At 65.9% G+C, this 18,360-nt stretch carries 16 protein-coding genes; 9 read left to right on the forward strand and 7 right to left on the reverse strand.

Going from position 1 to position 18,360, the window contains the following annotated elements; all coding sequences use genetic code 11:
- Positions 1-224 precede the first annotated feature (224 nt).
- A complete protein-coding gene (locus tag Y887_RS14580) occupies positions 225-1,151 on the forward strand; it encodes an oxygenase MpaB family protein (protein ID WP_046965029.1) in 927 nt (308 codons plus the stop codon).
- A gap of 278 nt (positions 1,152-1,429) precedes the next feature.
- Here the strand turns inward: Y887_RS14580 and Y887_RS14585 are convergent, their stop codons facing one another.
- The 5 genes from Y887_RS14585 to Y887_RS14605 form a co-directional block, all read right to left on the reverse strand.
- Positions 1,430-3,499, reverse strand: a complete 2,070-nt coding sequence (locus Y887_RS14585; protein WP_046965030.1) for a M13 family metallopeptidase — start codon at positions 3,497-3,499, stop codon at positions 1,430-1,432.
- A 149-nt stretch (positions 3,500-3,648) separates the two neighbouring features.
- Positions 3,649-4,344 carry a glycosyltransferase gene (locus tag Y887_RS14590; RefSeq protein WP_046965031.1) on the reverse strand — a complete coding sequence of 232 codons (696 nt, stop codon included), beginning with the start codon at positions 4,342-4,344 and terminating at the stop codon, positions 3,649-3,651.
- Positions 4,345-4,576: 232 nt separating this feature from the next.
- Positions 4,577-5,572 carry an aldo/keto reductase gene (locus Y887_RS14595; protein ID WP_046965032.1) on the reverse strand — a complete coding sequence of 332 codons (996 nt, stop codon included), beginning with the start codon at positions 5,570-5,572 and terminating at the stop codon, positions 4,577-4,579.
- A 141-nt stretch (positions 5,573-5,713) separates the two neighbouring features.
- Complete coding sequence (locus Y887_RS14600) at positions 5,714-6,283, reverse strand: flavodoxin family protein (RefSeq protein WP_046965033.1); 570 nt, start codon at positions 6,281-6,283, stop codon at positions 5,714-5,716.
- 232 nt (positions 6,284-6,515) lie between these two features.
- Positions 6,516-7,412, reverse strand: coding sequence for a LysR family transcriptional regulator (locus Y887_RS14605; RefSeq protein WP_046965034.1), 897 nt, complete (start codon positions 7,410-7,412; stop codon positions 6,516-6,518).
- A gap of 105 nt (positions 7,413-7,517) precedes the next feature.
- Between Y887_RS14605 and Y887_RS14610 the strand changes: the two genes are divergently transcribed.
- The 4 genes from Y887_RS14610 to Y887_RS14625 all read left to right on the forward strand — a co-directional run bounded on the left by Y887_RS14610 (position 7,518) and on the right by Y887_RS14625 (position 12,078).
- Positions 7,518-7,928, forward strand: a complete 411-nt coding sequence (locus Y887_RS14610; protein WP_046965035.1) for a DoxX family protein — start codon at positions 7,518-7,520, stop codon at positions 7,926-7,928.
- Positions 7,929-7,953: 25 nt separating this feature from the next.
- Positions 7,954-8,760: a dioxygenase family protein gene (locus Y887_RS14615; protein ID WP_046965036.1), complete on the forward strand. Its 807-nt coding sequence runs from the start codon at positions 7,954-7,956 to the stop codon at positions 8,758-8,760.
- 142 nt (positions 8,761-8,902) lie between these two features.
- Positions 8,903-10,147: a putative DNA modification/repair radical SAM protein gene (locus Y887_RS14620; RefSeq protein ID WP_046965037.1), complete on the forward strand. Its 1,245-nt coding sequence runs from the start codon at positions 8,903-8,905 to the stop codon at positions 10,145-10,147.
- 491 nt (positions 10,148-10,638) lie between these two features.
- Positions 10,639-12,078, forward strand: coding sequence for a UdgX family uracil-DNA binding protein (locus Y887_RS14625; RefSeq protein WP_046965042.1), 1,440 nt, complete (start codon positions 10,639-10,641; stop codon positions 12,076-12,078).
- A 303-nt stretch (positions 12,079-12,381) separates the two neighbouring features.
- Here the strand turns inward: Y887_RS14625 and Y887_RS14630 are convergent, their stop codons facing one another.
- Both Y887_RS14630 and Y887_RS20375 read right to left on the reverse strand, forming a co-directional pair.
- Entirely contained in the window at positions 12,382-12,939 is a 558-nt protein-coding gene (locus tag Y887_RS14630; protein ID WP_046965038.1) for a fasciclin domain-containing protein, read from the reverse strand.
- A 251-nt stretch (positions 12,940-13,190) separates the two neighbouring features.
- Positions 13,191-13,439, reverse strand: coding sequence for a hypothetical protein (locus Y887_RS20375; RefSeq protein WP_146093407.1), 249 nt, complete (start codon positions 13,437-13,439; stop codon positions 13,191-13,193).
- Between the two features lie 31 nt (positions 13,440-13,470).
- Here Y887_RS20375 and Y887_RS14635 point away from each other — a divergent pair, with 31 nt between their 5' ends.
- From Y887_RS14635 to Y887_RS14650, 4 genes are all read left to right on the forward strand, one after another.
- A complete protein-coding gene (locus Y887_RS14635; protein WP_245879418.1) occupies positions 13,471-13,980 on the forward strand; it encodes a hypothetical protein in 510 nt (169 codons plus the stop codon).
- Between the two features lie 465 nt (positions 13,981-14,445).
- Positions 14,446-16,083, forward strand: coding sequence for a Na+/H+ antiporter (locus Y887_RS14640; RefSeq protein ID WP_046965039.1), 1,638 nt, complete (start codon positions 14,446-14,448; stop codon positions 16,081-16,083).
- A 293-nt stretch (positions 16,084-16,376) separates the two neighbouring features.
- On the forward strand, positions 16,377-17,321 hold the full coding sequence (locus tag Y887_RS14645; protein ID WP_046965040.1) for an ABC transporter ATP-binding protein: 945 nt from the start codon (positions 16,377-16,379) through the stop codon (positions 17,319-17,321).
- The gene (locus Y887_RS14650; RefSeq protein WP_046965041.1) at positions 17,318-18,079 is read left to right on the forward strand and encodes an ABC transporter permease; all 762 of its coding nucleotides are present in this window, start codon (positions 17,318-17,320) and stop codon (positions 18,077-18,079) included. The genes Y887_RS14645 and Y887_RS14650 overlap by 4 nt, the downstream gene beginning before the upstream one ends.
- Positions 18,080-18,360 lie beyond the last annotated feature (281 nt).

Consider the following 18,360-nt stretch of genomic DNA (forward strand, 5'->3'; position numbering starts at 1 on the left):
CAGCGCACCGGCCGCGCCCGCCTGGCGGCTGCGCAGTAGTTTTGTTAGCCACTCTTAGCTCTGGCGATTGCTCAGCATGCTGCCGCATCAATCGCATGTGCGTGCCAGCGGGCCCGACTGCGAGAAACGCTGTGGCCTGTCCGTGTGGTCCGGCGGACGGCGCACCTGTGCCGGGCCGCAGGTGCGCTGACGTGGTCGTGCCGCCACCCCCGTATCATGGCCGCATGTCTGCCTTCCTGCGTCCCCTTACCGACCCCGCCGCCGAACAGATTCGCCGCTGGGTGCTGGGCGCATTTCCGCGTGGCCAGAGCAGCATCGAATACGATCAGCCGATTGGCGACCCCGGCATCTTCGGGCCCGACAGCGTCACCTGGCGCGTGCACTCCGAATTTCCCGGCATGCTGTCCGGCGGTTTGTGCGCCTTGATGCTGCAACTGCTGCACCCGCGCGCGCTGGCCGGGGTCTACGACCATTCCAACTTCCGCGCCGACCTGGTCGGCCGGCTGCGGCGCACCACCAACTTCGTCGCCGGCACGACCTACGCACCGCAGGCCGAAGTCGAGCAGCTGATCGCACGCGTGCGGCGCATTCACGCGCATATCCGTGGCCACACCGCCGACGGCGTGTCCTACGAGGCCAACGATCCTGCGCTGCTGACCTGGGTGCATGTCACCGAAGCCTACGGGTTTCTGCAGGGCTGCCGGCGCTATTGCCGCGATGTACCTGGCGCAATCGCCGACCGCTATTACGCCGAAGCGCGACGCGTGGCCGAAGCCCTGGGCGCGGCCGACGTGCCCGCCAGCGAGGCCGCGGTGGACGCGTATTTCGCGTCGGTGCGCGGCGAGTTGCGCATGGACGCACGCTCGCGCGAGGTGCTCGATGTTCTCACCAGCATCCAGCTGCCGGTGCCTGCGGCAGGCCTGTCGCGCGGCGTCTTCCTCGGCGCCGGCACTGCGTTGTTGCCGGGCTGGGCCAGCGACATGCTGGGTCGCAGCACGACCCAGCGCATGCAGGCACGGGCATCGGCCCGGCTGCTGCGCAGCTTGTCGCCGCTGTTCCGCACCGCGTTGCGTGATGGGCTATCGGCCCGTGCCTGCAGGCGCATGCAGTTGCCGCCGGCGGTGCTGCTGCAGTGGCCTGGGGAGCGATGAGTGCGGGTGCTTGCCTGTGGGGTGCAGGGCGGTGGTGTGGCGCGGGGGATCGTGCGCGGTGTGGCCGTCCCCTCACCCCAACCCCTCTCCCGGGGGAGAGGGGCTTGAGAGCAGAATTTAGCGGGGGTCTCAACGCTCGCGGCGGGCTGGCCCCTCTCCCGCCGGGAGAGGGGTTGGGGCGAGGGTAGGTTGGAGTGAGGGTACGGTAGAGAGAACGTACTGCAGCCCATGGATCCGGCTCTGCGTTGCACGCAGCAGCCATCACTGCCAAGCACCAGCTACCAGATCCGCACCCGCTGCTCGGGTGGCAGGTACAGCTGCTCGCCCTGCTGCACATTGAACGCCGGATACCAGGCATCGAGATTGCGCACGGTCTGTGCGCGGAAGCGTCCGGGTGCGTGCACGTCGGTGAGCACGGCGTTGCGCAGCGCGGCGTCGCGGTATTTGCCGCGCCAGGCCTGCGCAAACCCCAGGAAGAAGCGCTGGTCCGGGCTGAAGCCATCGATGGTCTGCGGCTGCTTGCCCTGCAGCGACAGCTGGTAGGCGTCGTATGCGGTTGCCAGGCCGGCAACGTCGGCGATGTTTTCGCCAAGCGTCAGCTTGCCGTTCACGCTCAGATCGTCGAACGGCTTGTACGCACTGAACTGCGCTGCGAGCGCATTGCCGGCAGCCTCGAATTTCTTCAGGTCCTGCGGCGTCCACCAGTTGTGCAGCTCGCCGTGTTCGTCGAACAGCGCGCCCATGTTGTCGAAGCTGTGGCTGATTTCGTGCCCCATCACCGCGCCGATCGCACCGTAGTTCACCGCATCGTCGGCAGCCGGGTCGAAGAACGGCGGTTGCAGAATCGCGGCCGGGAAGATCAGGCGATTTTCCAGCGGCACATTCAGCGCATTGACCTCCTGCGGCAACATGTACCACTCGCGATGATCGACCGCCTTGCCCAGCTTGGCGATGTTGCGGCGATACTCGAACAGGCCGGCGCGTTCCACGTTGCCCAGCGCATCGTCGCGACGCACGTCGAGCGCGCTGTAGTCGCGCCAGCTGTCCGGGTAACCCACCGCTACCGTCAATCCGGCGATCTTGGCCCGGGCGTGTCGTTTGGTCTCCGGGGTCATCCACTCCAGCGCGTCGATGCGCTTGCCGAATGCAGCGATCAGATTCTTGACCATCTCCTCGGCGCGGGCCTTGGTTTGCGCACTGACGTACTTCTGTACGTAGCGCTTGCCCACCGCTTCGCCCAGGGCGGCGTTGGTCGCGTCGATTCCGCGCTTCCAGCGCTGGCGTTGCTGCGGTGTGCCTTCCAGCGTCGTGCCGTAGAACGCAAACCGCTCATCGGCAAACGCCTTGGACAGATACGGCGATGCACGATCCAGCGCGCGAAAACGCAGGTAGTCCTTCCAGGTCTCCAGCGGTTCGGATTTCACCAGCGCCGACAACCCACGGACGGCCTGCGGCTGCCAGACGATGAAGTCCTGCTGCGCCCTCAGGCCGGCGGCATCGAAGAACAGCGCCCACTCCAGGCCTGGCGCATTACGCGCGAAATCGGCCTGTTTCCAGGCATTTGCGCCCGCCTGCACGTTGTTGGTCTGCTCGGGCGTGGCGTGTACGCGCGCGATGGCGACTTCCAGGGCCAGGATGCGCGCGGCCCTGGCCTGGGCATCGTCGATGCCCGCCAGTTCCAGCACCTTGACGATGTGGGCGCGGTAGGCCTCGCGCAGCTGCCCCATGCGCCCGCCGTCCAGGTAGAAGCTGCGCTCGGGCATGCCCAGGCCGCCTTGCACCAGGTACGGTGCGTAGCGGCCGGGGGTGTGCAGATCCTGCGACACCCACAGGCCGAACAGACGGTCGGTGTAGAAATTGGTCGAGTTGAGCAAGTCCACATCGGCGCGTAGCTGCCCGCCCAGGGTGCGTGCCAGCGCCTGCTTGTCTTCCAGCTGCGCAATGGCGTCGAGCTCCGGCTGCACCGGCCGCACGCCCTTGGCCTCGATGCTGGCTTCGTCCATATAGGCGGCGTAATAGTCGCCAATCTGCTTGTCTTCGCCGGTGACGCGGTCGTTGGCGGCGGCGCCTTCGATGATGTCGCGGCTATGGCGCTCGGTGTCGATGGCGATGCTGACGAAGCTGTTGACGCTGGAGCGGTCGTCGGGAATCTGCGTGGTCTTGACCCAGTTGCCGCTGGCATAACGGAAGAAGTCGTCGCCCGGCGTCACGCTGCGATCCATACCCGCCATGTCGAAGCCGAAATCACCCAGCTTGGGCGTGCTGGGAGCGGGGGTGGTGCGGGTGTCGGCCGACGGCGCCGTGCCATCGCGGTGACAGGCTGCGGTGGTCAATGCCGCGGCAGCCATGGCAGCGATCAGGACAGGGCGGTGCAAAGAAGCCATGCGGCGCAACTCGAAACCAGGAACAAGGACCGCAGTGTAAGTGGCATGTACGGCCACGTCCCGATTTGAGGGCAGGTGTCGCCGCATCCTGCTGCGCTGCGGACACGCTCGGTTCAGCGCCGTCGCTGATACCAGAAGCCCAGCGCGTCGCGGGTCTGCAGCATGCGGCGCCCGCGCCACACAAACCGCAGCAGCAGGACCAGGTGCTCGCGCTTGGAAAAACTGCGCAGCTTGCGGTCGGAGGTGTGGACGGTCTGGCGCAGGATCACAAAGCGCCCGCAGCGTGCCAGCGCGCGGCTCAAGGCGACATCTTCGCCGGCGTAGTACCGCGGATCGAAGCCGCCTGCGCTGACGAAGGCGGCGCGCGTGCAGAACAGAAAGCACCCAGGCGCGATGCCGGCAACGCGGAAAAGCCAGCCGAACGCGGCCTGCGCTGCCCGCTCGAACCACACCCGTTCGCCCTGCAGATGCACCTGCGCACCGCCGCCCACCGCGCCGGCATCCAGCGCGGCCAGTGCGGCGCCGACGACCTGCGGGTTGATCAAGGTATCTGCATCCAGAAACAGCAGGCGTTCGCCTTGTGCGGCCTGCGCGCCGGCGTTGCGGGTGGCGGCGATATGCCGCAGCTGGACTTCCAGCACCTGTGCGCCGTTGTCGCGCGCAATGCGGGCGGTGGCGTCCTCGCAGGCATCGGCCACCACGATCGCTTCGTAGTCCAGCTGCATCGCCTGCGCGCAGGCATGCAGGCACTGCAGCGTTTGACCGATCAGCGCAGCTTCGTCATGGGCGGGAATCACGAAAGACAGCATGGGGGCGTGGTGTGGGCGCGGTAGGAGCGATGGTGCACCGAGTGTGCAAGCCGCCGCGATGCGAGGGCGTGAGTGCAGACATTCGCATATCCATGCCGTGCTCGGCCGGACGTGGCTGTCGGGGCGATGCACGCATGGCTGCCGCCCGACGTCTTCGGGGCGGCACTGTGCAAGCACGCTTGCGCTGGCCAGCGCGTGACCGCAGCGTTCGCTGCAGCCACGCGGTCACCGCTCAGCGGTTGAGCGCGCCCATCATCGCTTCGGGATAACGCGTGCCGGCCGCGGCCTGCGCCGGGAAGATCGCATCGATGCGCGCCAGTTCGTCGGGCATCAGCGCCACATCCAGCGCAGCGATGTTCTCGTCCAGATACGCCTGACGCTTGGTGCCGGGGATCGGGATCAGATCCTGGCCCTGTGCCAGCACCCACGCCAGCGCCAGCTGCCCGGGCGTGATGCCCTTGTCGGCGGCGATCGCCTTGACCTGCGCCACCAGTTGCAGGTTGCGGGTGAAGTTGTCGCCCTGAAACCGCGGCGAATGCCGGCGGTAATCGTCGGCGTCGAAATCGTCGGGCGATGAAAACGCACCGGTCAAGAATCCGCGGCCAAGCGGCGAGTAAGGTACGAACCCGATGCCGAGCTCGCGCACGGTGGCGAACACGCCGTCGTCTTCTGGCTCGCGCGACCACAGCGAGTATTCGGTCTGCACCGCGGTGATCGGGTGCACGGCATGCGCGCGCCGGATGGTGGCTGCGGCCGCTTCCGAAAGCCCGAGAAAGCGCACCTTGCCCTGTTCGACCAGACGCGCCATTGCACCGACGGTGTCTTCGATCGGCACGTTGGGATCCACGCGGTGCTGGTAATACAGATCGATGTGCTCCACGCCAAGACGGCGCAGGCTGGCTTCACAGGCGGACTGCACATAGGCCGGGCTGCCATCGATGCCGCGCACCGACGGATCGTTCGGGTCGAGCTTGATGCCGAATTTGGTGGCCAGGAACACCTCGTGCCGGCGCGATGCGATCGCCTTGCCCACCAGCACTTCGTTGGTATGCGGGCCATACATGTCGGCGGTGTCGAGCAGGCTGATGCCGTGGTCGAGCGCGCGATGGATCACCGCGATCGAGCTCGCCTCATCGCGACGATCGCCATAGAACGCACTCATGCCCATGCAGCCAAGGCCGAGGGCAGAAACGGTGGGGCCGGAACGGCCAAGCGTGCGGGTTTGCATGGTGGGGAAGTCCGTGCAGCGGAGTAGGCGGGGAGGGTGGCGCGGCGCGCGTTAGCGCAATGTGGCCCATGCCATCACGCACAACCCGCGCAGGGCGTCAGGCGAAGGCTGAGGCCCTGCGCGGGTTGGCGTGCGGTGCGATCAGGCCTTGAGCTTGCTGGCGAACTCGGCGACACGCTTGCCGAACAGCTTGGCCGTTTCCAGATCGCCGCTGCGCGGGGCCTCGTCCGGCGAGGCGTCCGACGGCGAAATCGCCAGTGCGCCGCCCCAACCGCCAGTCCAGTTCACGTCCTGCGGCCCGTGTGCCTTGGTGTTGGCCGGTGGCAGCCCGGTGCCCACCCAGATCTGGCCATGCTGCTGCGACAGGGTCCACAAGTACTGAATGGTGGTGACCTTGTCGCCGTTCGCCGAGGCCGAGTTGGTGAAGCCGGCGGCGACCTTGTCCTTCCATGCCTGCGCAAACCACGGCTTGGAGCTGGCATCGGCAAACTTCTTGAACTGCCAGGCCGGCCCGCCCATGTAGGTGGGGCTGCCGTAGATGATCGCGTCGGCTGCGCCGATCGCCTCCCAGGCGTCGTCGGGCAGGTTGCCGTCCTGGTCGATGCGGTACAGCGTGGCCTCGCCGACGCTGGCGGCTCCTGCATGCACGGCTTCGGCCTGCTTGGCGGTGTGGCCGTAGCCGCTGAAATACACGATGGCGATCTTGCTCATGGATGCTCCTGCTGAACGGGGGAGCCCGATTGTGCGCACACCGGCCGCGACAGATGAATGACCACGTGCGGGACGAACTGTTGCCGGGGCCGCTTTGGGCGTCCCATACGGCGACTGCACAGCCGGACGTGCGCGGTCATGCAGTTGGAGCAACAGGGATCGCCCGCACATTCCGCTGCTGAGCGCACCCTCCACCCCAACTGACGGCTGCTGCCGCGTATTGCCAATGCGTTTAGCCGGCCGCCGGCTCGGCCAGGCATTCGAGCAGGTAGTCGATGAAGCTGCGCACCTTTGGCGCCAGATGGCTGCGGCTGGCGTACACCGCAAAGATGCCGATCTCGCCGAGTTCGTACTCGGGCAGGATGCGTTGCATGCGGCCGCTGGCGATATGCGCATCGGCCAGGAAGTCCGGTTGCATCACGATGCCCTGGCCGGCCAGCGCCGCCGCATTGAGCACATGCCCGTTGTTGGCGCGCAGCCCGCCGCGGATGCGGACATCGACATCGCCGTCCGGCCCGTGGAAGCGCACCTCGTCGCCGCTGGGCGAGTACTGATACAGCAGGCATTCGTGACCGGCCAGATCGGACGGGTGCGTCGGCGTGCCGGCGCGCGCCAGATAGGCGGGCGATGCGCAGGGCAGCAGCCGGACCTTGCCCAGCTGCCGCGCGATCAGCATCGGCGCCGGCTGGCGGGTGATGCGGATGGCGACATCGAAGCCTTCTTCGACCATGTCGACCAGGCGATCGGACAGCGACAGGTCCAGCTCCACCTGCGGATAGCGTGCGCGAAAGCCGGGCAGCAGCGCGCCCAGCCGCTCGATCCCGTAGCTCACCGGCGCATTGACCCGCAGCACCCCGGACGGCTCCAGCGCCTGCGCCCCGATGGTGGCTTCCAGGTCGTCCAGATCGGCCAGCAGCTGCAGGCAACGCTGGTAATACGCCGTGCCGGCGCTGGTCAGGCTGACCCGGCGCGTGGTGCGGTTGAGCAGGCGCGTGCCCAGGCGTTGTTCGAGCGCGGCGACCTGGCGGGTGACGTTGGCGGTGGAGCGGTCCAGCGCATCGGCTGCGGCGCTGAAGCCGCTGCGTTCGGCAACTGCAGTGAACACGCGCATTGCATCCAGGGTATCCATAGCTGCTCCGATTGTTTCTTTCAGTGCAATAAATTATCCGATTCCGACGTATTTATCAGATTTCTGTAGGGAATAGGCTGTGCTGGTCGTCTATGGAGTGCCGTCATGTCCGATCACCTCGCAATCCCTCGCAGGGCCGCTTATGGCGCGGCGCTGCTGCGCATCAGCCTGGGCGTGCTGTTCCTGGTGCATGGCCTGACCAAGCTGCTGGTGTTCACCCCGGCCGGCACCGTGGCCTATTTCCACTCGCTCGGCCTGCCGGTCGCGCTGGCCTATCTCACCATCGCTCTGGAACTGGGCCTGGGCCTGTCCTTGCTGCTGGGCGTCTACGTGCGCTGGACGGCGCTGCTGGGCGTACCGCTGCTGCTGGGCACCATCGTCAGCGTGCATGGCGCCAACGGGTTCGGTTTTTCCAACCCCGGTGGCGGCTGGGAGTACCCGGCGCTGTGGGCGGTGTTGCTGGTCGTGCAATCGCTGCTGGGCGATGGCGCATTCGCGCTGAAGCCGGCGCGCTGATGTCCGTCATTTCAGGGAGCCACGCATGAGCCGCCTGCCATCGCTGTATATCTCGCACGGATCGCCGATGACGGCGTTGCAGCCCGGCCAGGTCGGGCTGCGTCTGGAAGAGCTGCGGCAGCGATTGCCGCGGCCGCGCGCGATCGTGGTCGCCACGGCGCACTGGCTGGGCCGTCGCCCGCTGGTCAGCGGCGCGGCGCGGCCTGCCACCATCCACGACTTCGGCGGTTTTCCTGCGCCGTTGTACGCGCTGGAATATCCCGCCCCCGGTGAGCCTGCGCTGGCGCAGCAGATCACCCGGCGGCTGGAACAGGCCGGCCTGCATCCGCAGCTGGACCCGCAACGCGGCCTGGATCACGGCGTGTGGGTGCCGCTGCGCTTGCTGTACCCGGCTGCCGACATCCCGGTGGTGTCGGTGTCGATCCAGCCCGAACTCGGCCCTGCGCATCAGTTTGCGGTGGGGCGCGCATTGGCGCCGCTGCGCGACGACGGCGTGTTGGTGATCGGCTCGGGCAGCATCACCCACAACCTGCACGATTTCCGCCACGGCTACAGCGCCGAGCGCGAGGCGCCGTATGTACGGCCCTTCATCGAATGGACCGAACGCAAACTGCTGGAAAACGACATCGCCGCGCTGCTCGACTATCGCCGCCAGGCGCCCTATGCCGAGCGCGCGCATCCCAGCGACGAGCACCTGTTGCCGCTATATGTGGCGATGGGCGCGGCCGGCAGCGACCATCTCGGAGCGCAGCGGATCGACGCCGGCATCGACGGGGGCTTCCTGGCGATGGATCTGTACCGCTTCGACGGCGATGCGGCGATCGCTGCGTGATCCGGTCGTCAGGGCAGTGCCGTCATCGTGGCGGCACTGCGGCGATGACGGCGTTACTGCGGTGCCGCAGCGCTCTGAAGCATTCACGATAGGCTGCGGTGCAGTCTCATAGGCTGAGACGCCTTGCCTGCATGCTGCCCGCGTGAAACTCCTCGACAAGCTCGCCGTCCTTGCCGACGCCGCCAAATACGATGCCTCCTGCGCCTCCAGTGGTGCCAACAAGCGCAATTCGCTGGGAACGGGCGGGATCGGCAGCACCGAGGGCATGGGGATCTGCCACTCGTACACGCCCGATGGCCGCTGCGTATCGCTGCTGAAGATCCTGTTGACCAACTTCTGCATCTTCGACTGCGCCTACTGCGTCAATCGCGTGTCCAGCAATGTGCGCCGCGCGCGCTTCACGCCGGAAGAAGTGGTCACGTTGACGCTGGATTTCTACAAGCGCAATTACATCGAAGGCCTGTTCCTGTCCAGCGGCATCATCCGCAACTCCGACTACACCATGGAGCAACTGGTGGAAGTGGCGCGGCAGCTGCGCGAGGTGCACCGCTTTGCCGGCTACATCCATCTCAAGACCATTCCCGACGCCGCGCCCGAGCTGCTGGCCGCGGCTGGCCGCTATGCCGATCGTCTGAGCATCAATGTGGAGTTGCCGACCGAGCAGGGCCTGACCTTGCTGGCGCCAGAAAAAAGCGTCGGCGGCATTCGATCGGCGATGGGCGAGCTGCGTTGGCGCATCGAAGAAAACCAGCTGGAGCGCAAGGCAGAAAAGGTGCGCCGGGCCAAGCCGCCCCGCTTTGCGCCGGCCGGGCAAAGTACGCAGATGATCGTCGGCGCCGACGATGCCAACGACCGCAGCATCCTGGACACCAGCCACAACCTGTATGGCAACTTCCGCATGCGCCGGGTGTATTACTCGGCCTTCAGTCCGATCCCGGATGCCTCGTCCAAGTTGCCGTTGCAGGCGCCGCCGCTGCAGCGCGAGCACCGCTTGTATCAGGCCGATTGGTTGTTGCGGTTCTACGAATTTTCTGTAGAAGAAATCGCCCCTTCGCAATCCAGCGGCATGCTGGATCTGGATGTGGACCCCAAACTGGCCTGGGCGCTGCGTAATCCGCAGCGGTTTCCGGTGGATCTGAATGTGGCGCCGCGCGAGATGCTGTTGCGGGTGCCCGGTCTGGGCACCCGCAATGTGGAGCGTTTGCTGTTGTCGCGCCGGCATGCGCGGTTGCGGGTGGGCGACCTGGCGCGGCTGCGGGTCCCGATGAAGAAGCTGCTGCCGTTTGTGAGTGTGCTGGACCATCATCCGCGTCAGCGCTTGGACGATCCGGTTCGACTACGGGCACAGTTGGCGCCCGCGCCGCGGCAGGCAAGCTTGTTCGATTGATGCTCATGCCTTCGCCCGTCGCGAGAAGGTGCACGACGGGCGGATGAGGGTGCGCCCGAACGTATGACCTGGACGTTCCTGATTGCTTCTACGAATCCCCGACTCCGGTCGCCGAATCCGTGCGCAAGGAGCTTCCACGCCTTGCGGCGCGGGTTACCTTTGTCTTGGCAAAAGTAACCAAAACCGCTGTCGCCTGACGCGATCCGGTGCGATACAGCCGCACCGGTGCCCTGTGCTCCTCGCCATACGCGGCACGGCGCCCAAACTCGCTGCGCTCAGACAGGGCGCCTCTTCGGCCACGCATGGCTGCGGTGCGCGGCTCGCTCCAAGGCGACTTGGTGCAGCAAAATCAACTACGACAAGCGACAAGCGACAAGCAGTACCAGTAGCAGCAATGGCCGCAAAAGCCCGCGAAAAAAAAGCAACAACGCAACGATAGTGCCGCCAGTAGAGTGATGGCGAGATCGGAAATTTTGAGGTCAGGTGTGATGATGTTCAGCGCTGAGGTCGAACCACCGTGGAGTTTCGAAGCATGGCGTACGCTGGCGCGGGCGGCCTGGTGCGCGCAGGTGGAGCCGGACGATGTGGCATGGAACGGTGGGGCGCAGGGCGGGTTGTTGGTGGGGCAGGGGGTGCTGGAGCTGCCGGTGAGCGTGCCGCCGCCGCGGGTGTCGGCGGACTTCATGCAGCTGGCGGCAGCGGTGCTGTGCCATCGCGATCCGCAGCGGCATGCGGTGCTGTACCGGTTGTTGTGGCGAATTGCTTCGGGTGAGAAGGCGCTGCTGGAGCGCGCCACCGATGCGGATGTGCACCGGCTTGCGCAGTGGCAAAAGGCCGTGCAGCGCGACACCCACAAGATGAAGGCGTTTGTGCGCTTTCGCCGTCTGCCCGGGGAAGAAGAGGCGTTCGTCGCCTGGTTCGAGCCCGAGCACTGCATCGTGGATCGGGTGGCGCCGTTCTTCGCGCGGCGCTTTGCCGGCATGCAGTGGGCGATCCTCACGCCTTACCGCAGCGTGCGCTGGGATGGTGAGGCGCTGTCGTTCGGCGATGGTGCGGTGCGTTCGCAGGTGCCGGCCGACGATGCGCAGGAAACCTTGTGGCGCACGTACTACGCGCACATCTTCAATCCCGCGCGGCTCAACCCCACCATGATGCGGCAGGAAATGCCGCAGAAATACTGGAAAAACCTGCCCGAAGCGGCGCTGCTTCCGGAGTTGATCCGCGAGGCCGGTGTGCGGGTGCGCGAGATGGCCGAGCGTGCGCCCGAGCCGGTGCGGCGGCGCGTACCGGTGGCGCCCGCGCCGGTGCTGGACGTTGCAACGCAAAGCCTGGCGCAGTTGCGCACGGCGGCGCGCGACTGTCGTCGCTGCGAGCTGTGGCAGCCCGCCACGCAGACGGTGTTCGGCGAAGGACCGGACGACGCGTCGGTGATGGTCATCGGCGAACAACCCGGCGACGAAGAGGATCTGAGCGGGCGCCCCTTCGTGGGCCCGGCCGGGCGTCTGTTCACCATGGCGCTCGGCGAGCTGGGCGTGGACCGCAAGGCGTTCTACGTGACCAATGCGGTCAAGCACTTCCGCTTCGAACAGCGCGGCAAGCGGCGCCTGCATCGCAATCCCGAGCGCGCGCATGTGCAGGCCTGCAGTGGTTGGCTGCAGGCCGAGCGTGCGCAGCTGCGCCCGGCGCAGATCGTCTGTCTTGGAGCGACCGCAGCGCAGGCGGTGCTGGGGGCGGGTTTTCGCTTGATGCAGCGGCGTGGGCAGTGGCAACGGCTGGACGACGGCACGCCGGTACTGGCGACCGTGCATCCGTCCTGGGTGCTGCGGCAAGGCTCCGAGGTGGCGCGCGAGGAAGGCTATCGCGGCTTTGTGGAGGACCTCAGGCAATTGTTGGCGCCGCCGGGTGAGGCAGGCCGTCCGGCCGACGCATAAAAAAAGCGCGTGCAAATGCACGCGCATGGTGTCGGAGGAACAAGACACCAAGTGAGGTCGCCGGCATGCCGGCGACCTCGTTACCGCCGCTTCGCGGTTGGGTGGCGCATCCTGCAAATGGACGCGCATGAATCGGTGCATGGACGCGCCAGTGGACACGACCAGAGTGTTGCCGCAACGAGTGCCCACCAGTGCACCATGCGATCAGGCGCCAGCGGCTGTGTCGCGCGCTACCCGCCGGCGCAGATTCGACAGGTTTGCGCCGGTGGGAGAGACGATCAGGCGCCAGCGATGCGCCTGCAGTTACGGCATCAGCACCTTGTCGATCACATGGATCACGCCATTGCTCTGATTGACGTCGGCGATGGTGACGGTGGCGGTGTTGCCTTTGACGTCGGTGAGGGTGACCTTCTTGCCATTGAGCTTGGCGGTCAGCGGCTCGCCCTGCACGGTGGTCAGCGTGGCGCTACCGCCACCGGCCTTGATCTTTGCGATCAACGAGGCGGCATCCACCTTGCCCGGCACCACGTGGTAGGTCAGTACCTTGGTCAGCGTCGGCTTGGATTCGGGCTTCAACAGCGTGTCCACCGTGCCGGCCGGCAGCGCGGCAAACGCAGCATTGGTCGGGGCGAAGACGGTGAACGGGCCCGGGCCCTTCAGGGTGTCCACCAGGCCAGCGGCTTTGACGGCTGCCACCAACGTGGTGTGGTCCTTGGAGTTGACCGCGTTGTCGACGATGTCCTTGGTGGCCAGCATCGGTGCGCCACCCACCATCGGATTGGACGCAGCGTAAACGGGAGCCATTGCGCTGGTCAGGGCAATGGCGGTGGCGAGGGCAAGCGACTGGAATGAGGTCTTCATGAGGCATCGATCCTTTGGGTGAGCGATTACCTGGATGGCAATCGTGGATCTGGATACGCGGCCGACTGCGGCGCGGATGCATCACGCAGTTTTTACACGAAGATGCTGCGCTGCAACGACATTGCATTTCCGTCGTCGCGGACCGCAATCGCGTCGCCCATGGTTGAGTCTGTTCGATCAGCGACCGCGGTGCAGGCCGAGCGACCGTGTTGAAAACGCGACGGTGCAACTGCACTGCAGGCGATGTGCGATCAGACCGTTACCAGGCCCAGCGTCGTCGTCGCCAGTGTCATGACCGCCCAAAGCGGCACGAATGTTCGCCATTGGCAGAAGCGACGCCGACCAGTGCCGTTATTGTCCATGGCCTTGCGTGATAACCAGTTCTCAAGGCTGTAAAACATGAAGTCCAGAAAGAGCGAGTTCAATCGATTGGTGCTGCCGACCGTGTTGGTGGCCGGCGCGCTGGCGTCATTCGGCATTGCACAGGCATCGGCGGTCACGCCTACGCATGCGTCACCAGCGGCCGCTGCGATGCCTGCGCGCGACATCTATCGACCAGGGCAGAAGTGGATTGTCCCGGGGGAGTGGGAATTCACCGTTGATTCCGCGCGCGTGGCCAAGGTGAACATTCCCGACCATGGCGGCGGCTCCTGGGTTCCCACGCAAGTGATCCTGCTGAGCTACAGCTACAGGAACATCGGATTCGACGACAGCGCCAACTTCAAGGACGGCGGCCCGTCGACACTGGCGTTTTCGAAAGCGCATATCGACGTGTCCGACGCCGACGATGCGGACAACGGTGGCGCAGGCAATTACCCGGTGCGCATCAAGCGTGTCGAAGACACTGACGGTCAGAAGCCCGGGCAGGAGATGGTGGGCGCTCAGTGGCCGTACGCCTTCAAGAAGAAGGTCAAGACGGTCAAGGTGACGGTCAGTCACTACGACTCCAGGCTGCAACTGCATGAAGCGAGCTTCCTGGTCCCGGTCCAGGGCGCCCGGCAATCGAAGCCGCACGCGAACACGCACGTTCACCACAGCTGATCTGCGTTCGGGCGATCTGCGCGGGCATGCCGCCGGCATGCCCGACATCGCGAGCGATCACAGTGCCGGCCGCTCTCGACGGCACGTGAGTTCCAGGCGATCGAGCGACTGCAGGCCTTGGCGATTGCTCCATCGCCTGCCGGCCGCCCGCATGCGCATTGCGGTCCTGTCGCATTGCCACGATGGCGCTGCGGTTCCTCGTGCTGTGGGAAATCCTTCTTGACCAAGCATGGCCGCCTCGTCGTGTGGGCCTGTCCATCCGGCAGCCAGAGTGTCTGATCGACAGACACCGGCCACAGCGCTGCCGCACCACACCCCTGCGGCGGTCACCGCGCGGGACCACGCCCAGGCCTAGGTGGCGCGGTGGTTTCATCACCGGTTGCAAACCGGTATGTTCCCGTAGGTGCGTTGTTGTGCGTCGCAAGACGATGCCGCACGTGTGGCCGTCTCTTCTTCCGGGTTTTTATGCATTCGATCGATGTCGTCCTCGCCATGTTGCTGGCGGTCGCGGCCAGCGGTTATCTGATCCGCATCCTGCCGTTCTCGCTGCCATTGCCGTTGGTCCAGATCGCGCTAGGCGCGGTGGTCTCCGGCGTGTTCGATGCGGGGCACGAACTGGAACCGGAACTGTTCTTCCTGTTGTTCCTGCCGCCGCTGCTGTTCCTGGATGGCTGGCGCATTCCCAAACAAGGCCTGTTCCGCGACAAGGCGGCGATCCTGGAGCTGGCGCTGGGCCTGGTGGTGTTCACGGTGATCGGGGCCGGGTTGCTGATCCATTGGTTGATCCCGGCGATGCCGTTGGCCGTGGCGTTTGCGCTCGCGGCGATCATCTCGCCGACCGACCCGGTGGCGGTGTCGTCGATCGCCTCCAAGGTGCCGATCCCCAAGCGTCTGATGCACATCCTCGAGGGCGAGTCGCTGCTCAACGACGCCTCCGGCCTGGTGTGCTTCCAATTCGCGGTGGCCGCCGTGCTCACCGGGACCTTTTCGGTGGCGACCGCTTCGCTCACCTTCCTGTGGGTCGCGCTGGCCGGGTTGGCGCTGGGCGTGGCCACCACCTTCGGGCTGAGCCGGATCCAGGCCTGGATCTGGCGCCACTTCGGCGAAGAACCCGGCTCGGCAATCCTGGTCAACCTGCTCACGCCGTTCGCCGCCTATCTGCTGGCCGAAGCCTTCCATGCCTCCGGCATCCTGGCCGCGGTCGCAGCGGGCATCACCATGAGCTACGTGGAAATGGCCGGCAACGCGCCGGGCAACATGCGCCTGCAGCGCTCGGCGGTGTGGGACACGGTGCAGTTCACCTTCAACGGCATCATCTTCGTGCTGCTGGGCGAGCAGTTGCCGGGCATCCTGGATGGCGCGGTGCGCAGCGTGCAGGAGGCCGGGCACCTCAATCCGTGGTGGCTGGCGGTGTACGTGGCCACCATCAGTGCCAGCCTGATGGCGTTGCGCTTTGTGTGGGTGTTCCTGTCGCTGCGCTGGAACATCTTCAAGGCGCAGCGACGCGGCGAGGCGCACGTGAGCCCGCCGTGGCGGATCGTGGTGGCGGTGTCGCTGGCCGGCGTGCGCGGTGCGATCACCCTGGCCGGTGTGCTCACCTTGCCCTTGATGCTGGATGACGGCTCGCCGTTTCCAGCCCGCCAGCTGGCGATCTTCTTGGCCGCATCGGTGATCCTGGTGTCGTTGCTGGTGGCCAGCGTGGCATTGCCGCGGCTGCTGCGCGGGCTGGAATTGCCGGAAGAAGAAGACGAGCAGCAAAAGGAAGACCTGGCGGTGAAGGCGGCCTCGCAGGCAGCGCTGGAGGCAGTGGAGAAGTTGCGCCAGCGGCTGGTGGAAGACAGCGCGCATGCCGAGCGCTACAACGCCGCCGCCAACCAGGTCAGCCAACGCTATCAGCGCAAGCTGGGCGCGGTGGACATGGCCGAGACCGACCCGGAAGAAGCCGGCGCCTACGAGCAGGCCTTGCGCCAGTTCCGTCACGCCGCGCTGGTGGCCGAGCGCAACGAGCTGTTCAAGCTGGCGCGCCGTCGCGAGATTTCCGACGACCTGTCGCGCCGGCTGGTGCGCAATCTGGATCTGATCGAGTCGCGCAAGCGCGCTTGAGCGCGCTGGCGCGCGCGGGAATCGGGAATCGGGATTGGGGAATCGCAAGAGCCACGGCGGTTGCCGTGTTTGGGTAGGAGCGCACCTGGGCGCGATGGGGCGTTGGCGGGAGCGCGCCATCGCGCGTAAGCGCGCTCCTACAGAGAAATGCGCCAACGTAGAGACGTAGCGTGCGCAGCCCAGTTCGCTCACGCTCCTGCGCGCGCCTCGGGAGACACCATCCCACCCGCGCTGCTGCCATTTTCATGCCGCACGGCCTACCCTGTGGCGCTTATCGTCCCCGTGCAGAACCCATGACGCCCATCGTTTCCATCCAGGGATTGAGCAAGACCTACGCCGGCGGTTTCCAGGCGCTCAAACACGTGGACCTGGACATCCAGCGTGGCGAGATCTTCGCGCTGCTTGGCCCCAACGGCGCCGGCAAGACCACCTTGATCAGCATCATCTGCGGGCTCATCAATCCCAGCACGGGCACCGTGCTGGCCGATGGCCACGACATCGTGCGCGACTACCGCGCCGCACGCGCGAGCATCGGGCTGGTGCCGCAGGAGTTGGCCACTGACGCGTTCGAAACGGTGTGGGCCACGGTGCGTTTCAGTCGCGGCCTGTTCGGCAAGCCGGCCAACCCGCAGTACCTGGAAGCGGTATTACGCGAGCTCTCGCTGTGGGACAAGCGCAACAACAAGATTTCCACCTTGTCCGGCGGCATGAAGCGGCGCGTGTTGATCGCCAAGGCGCTGGCGCACGAGCCGCGCATCCTGTTTCTGGACGAGCCCACCGCCGGGGTGGACGTGGAGCTGCGCCACGACATGTGGCAGATGGTGCGGCGGCTGCGCGAGCAGGGCACCACCATCATCCTGACCACCCATTACATCGAGGAAGCCGAAGACATGGCCGACCGCGTCGGGGTCATCAATCGCGGCGAGCTGGTGCTGGTGGAAGACAAGCACACGCTGATGCGCAAGCTGGGCAAGAAGCAGCTGACCCTGAGCCTGCAGTCGCCGCTGCAGGCGCTGCCCGCCGCGCTGGCGGACCTGCCGCTGGAAGTATCGGCCGATGGCAACAGCCTGATCTACACCTTCGACACCCAGGCCGAGCAGACCGGCATCGGCGCGCTGCTGCGCCGGCTCAACGAGCACGGCATCGACTTCAAGGACCTGCATTCCAGCGAAAGCTCGCTGGAAGAGATCTTCGTCAACCTGGTGCATGGCGCTCGCGCTGCGCAGGTGCGCGCATGAACCTGCATGCGATTGCGGCGATCTATCGCTTCGAAATGGCACGCGCGTTCCGCACGCTCACCCAGTCGATCGCCTCGCCGGTGTTGTCGACCTCGCTGTACTTCGTGGTGTTCGGCGCGGCGATCGGCTCGCGCATGGGCGATATCGACGGCATCAGCTACGGCGCCTTCATCATTCCCGGGCTGGTGATGCTGTCGCTGCTCAACGAGAGCATCTCCAATGCCTCGTTCGGCATCTACATGCCGCGCTGGGCCGGCACCATCTACGAGGTATTGTCGGCGCCGGTGGCATGGTGGGAGATCGTGATCGGCTACGTCGGCGCGGCGGCCAGCAAGTCGGTGATGCTGGGCTTGCTGATCCTGCTCACCGCGCGGCTGTTCGTACCGTACGAGATCGCCCACCCGGTGTGGATGCTGGGTTTTCTGGTGCTTACCGCGCTGACCTTCAGCCTGTTCGGTTTCATCATCGGCATCTGGGCCAACGGCTTCGAAAAGCTGCAGGTGATCCCGCTGATGGTGGTGACGCCGCTGACCTTCCTGGGCGGCAGTTTCTACTCGATCAACATGCTGCCGCCGATCTGGCAGAAGGTCACCTTGTTCAACCCGGTGGTGTATCTGATCAGCGGTTTCCGCTGGAGTTTCTACGGCAAGGCCGACGTGCACATCGCGGTGAGCACCGGCATGACGTTCCTGTTTCTGGTGGTGTGCCTGGGCGTGGTGGCGGCGATCTTCCGCAGCGGTTATCGGCTCAAGGCCTGAGTGGTGAATGCAGTGGTTTTCTCGGCCGCATCCTGGTGGATGTCGTCGGAAGTTCAGGTCAAACGCATGGGAAGTCCAGATCAAACGCTGAGTGGGTCGAGTGCGCGGTGCCCTCGCCGCTCGCGGGACACGCCGTGAGCCCGTCCCTGGGGGCTTGGTGGCGGCATCCATGCCGCCACACGGTCCCGCAAGCGGCGAGGACACCGCACCAGAGAGTCGACCGGTAGCTTTCTTAAAACCTGGCACACCGAACCATCTCGACAGGTCCTTGCCCGCCCACC

The sequence above is a fragment of the Xanthomonas pisi DSM 18956 genome (assembly GCF_001010415.1).
GTDB lineage: Bacteria > Pseudomonadota > Gammaproteobacteria > Xanthomonadales > Xanthomonadaceae > Xanthomonas > Xanthomonas pisi.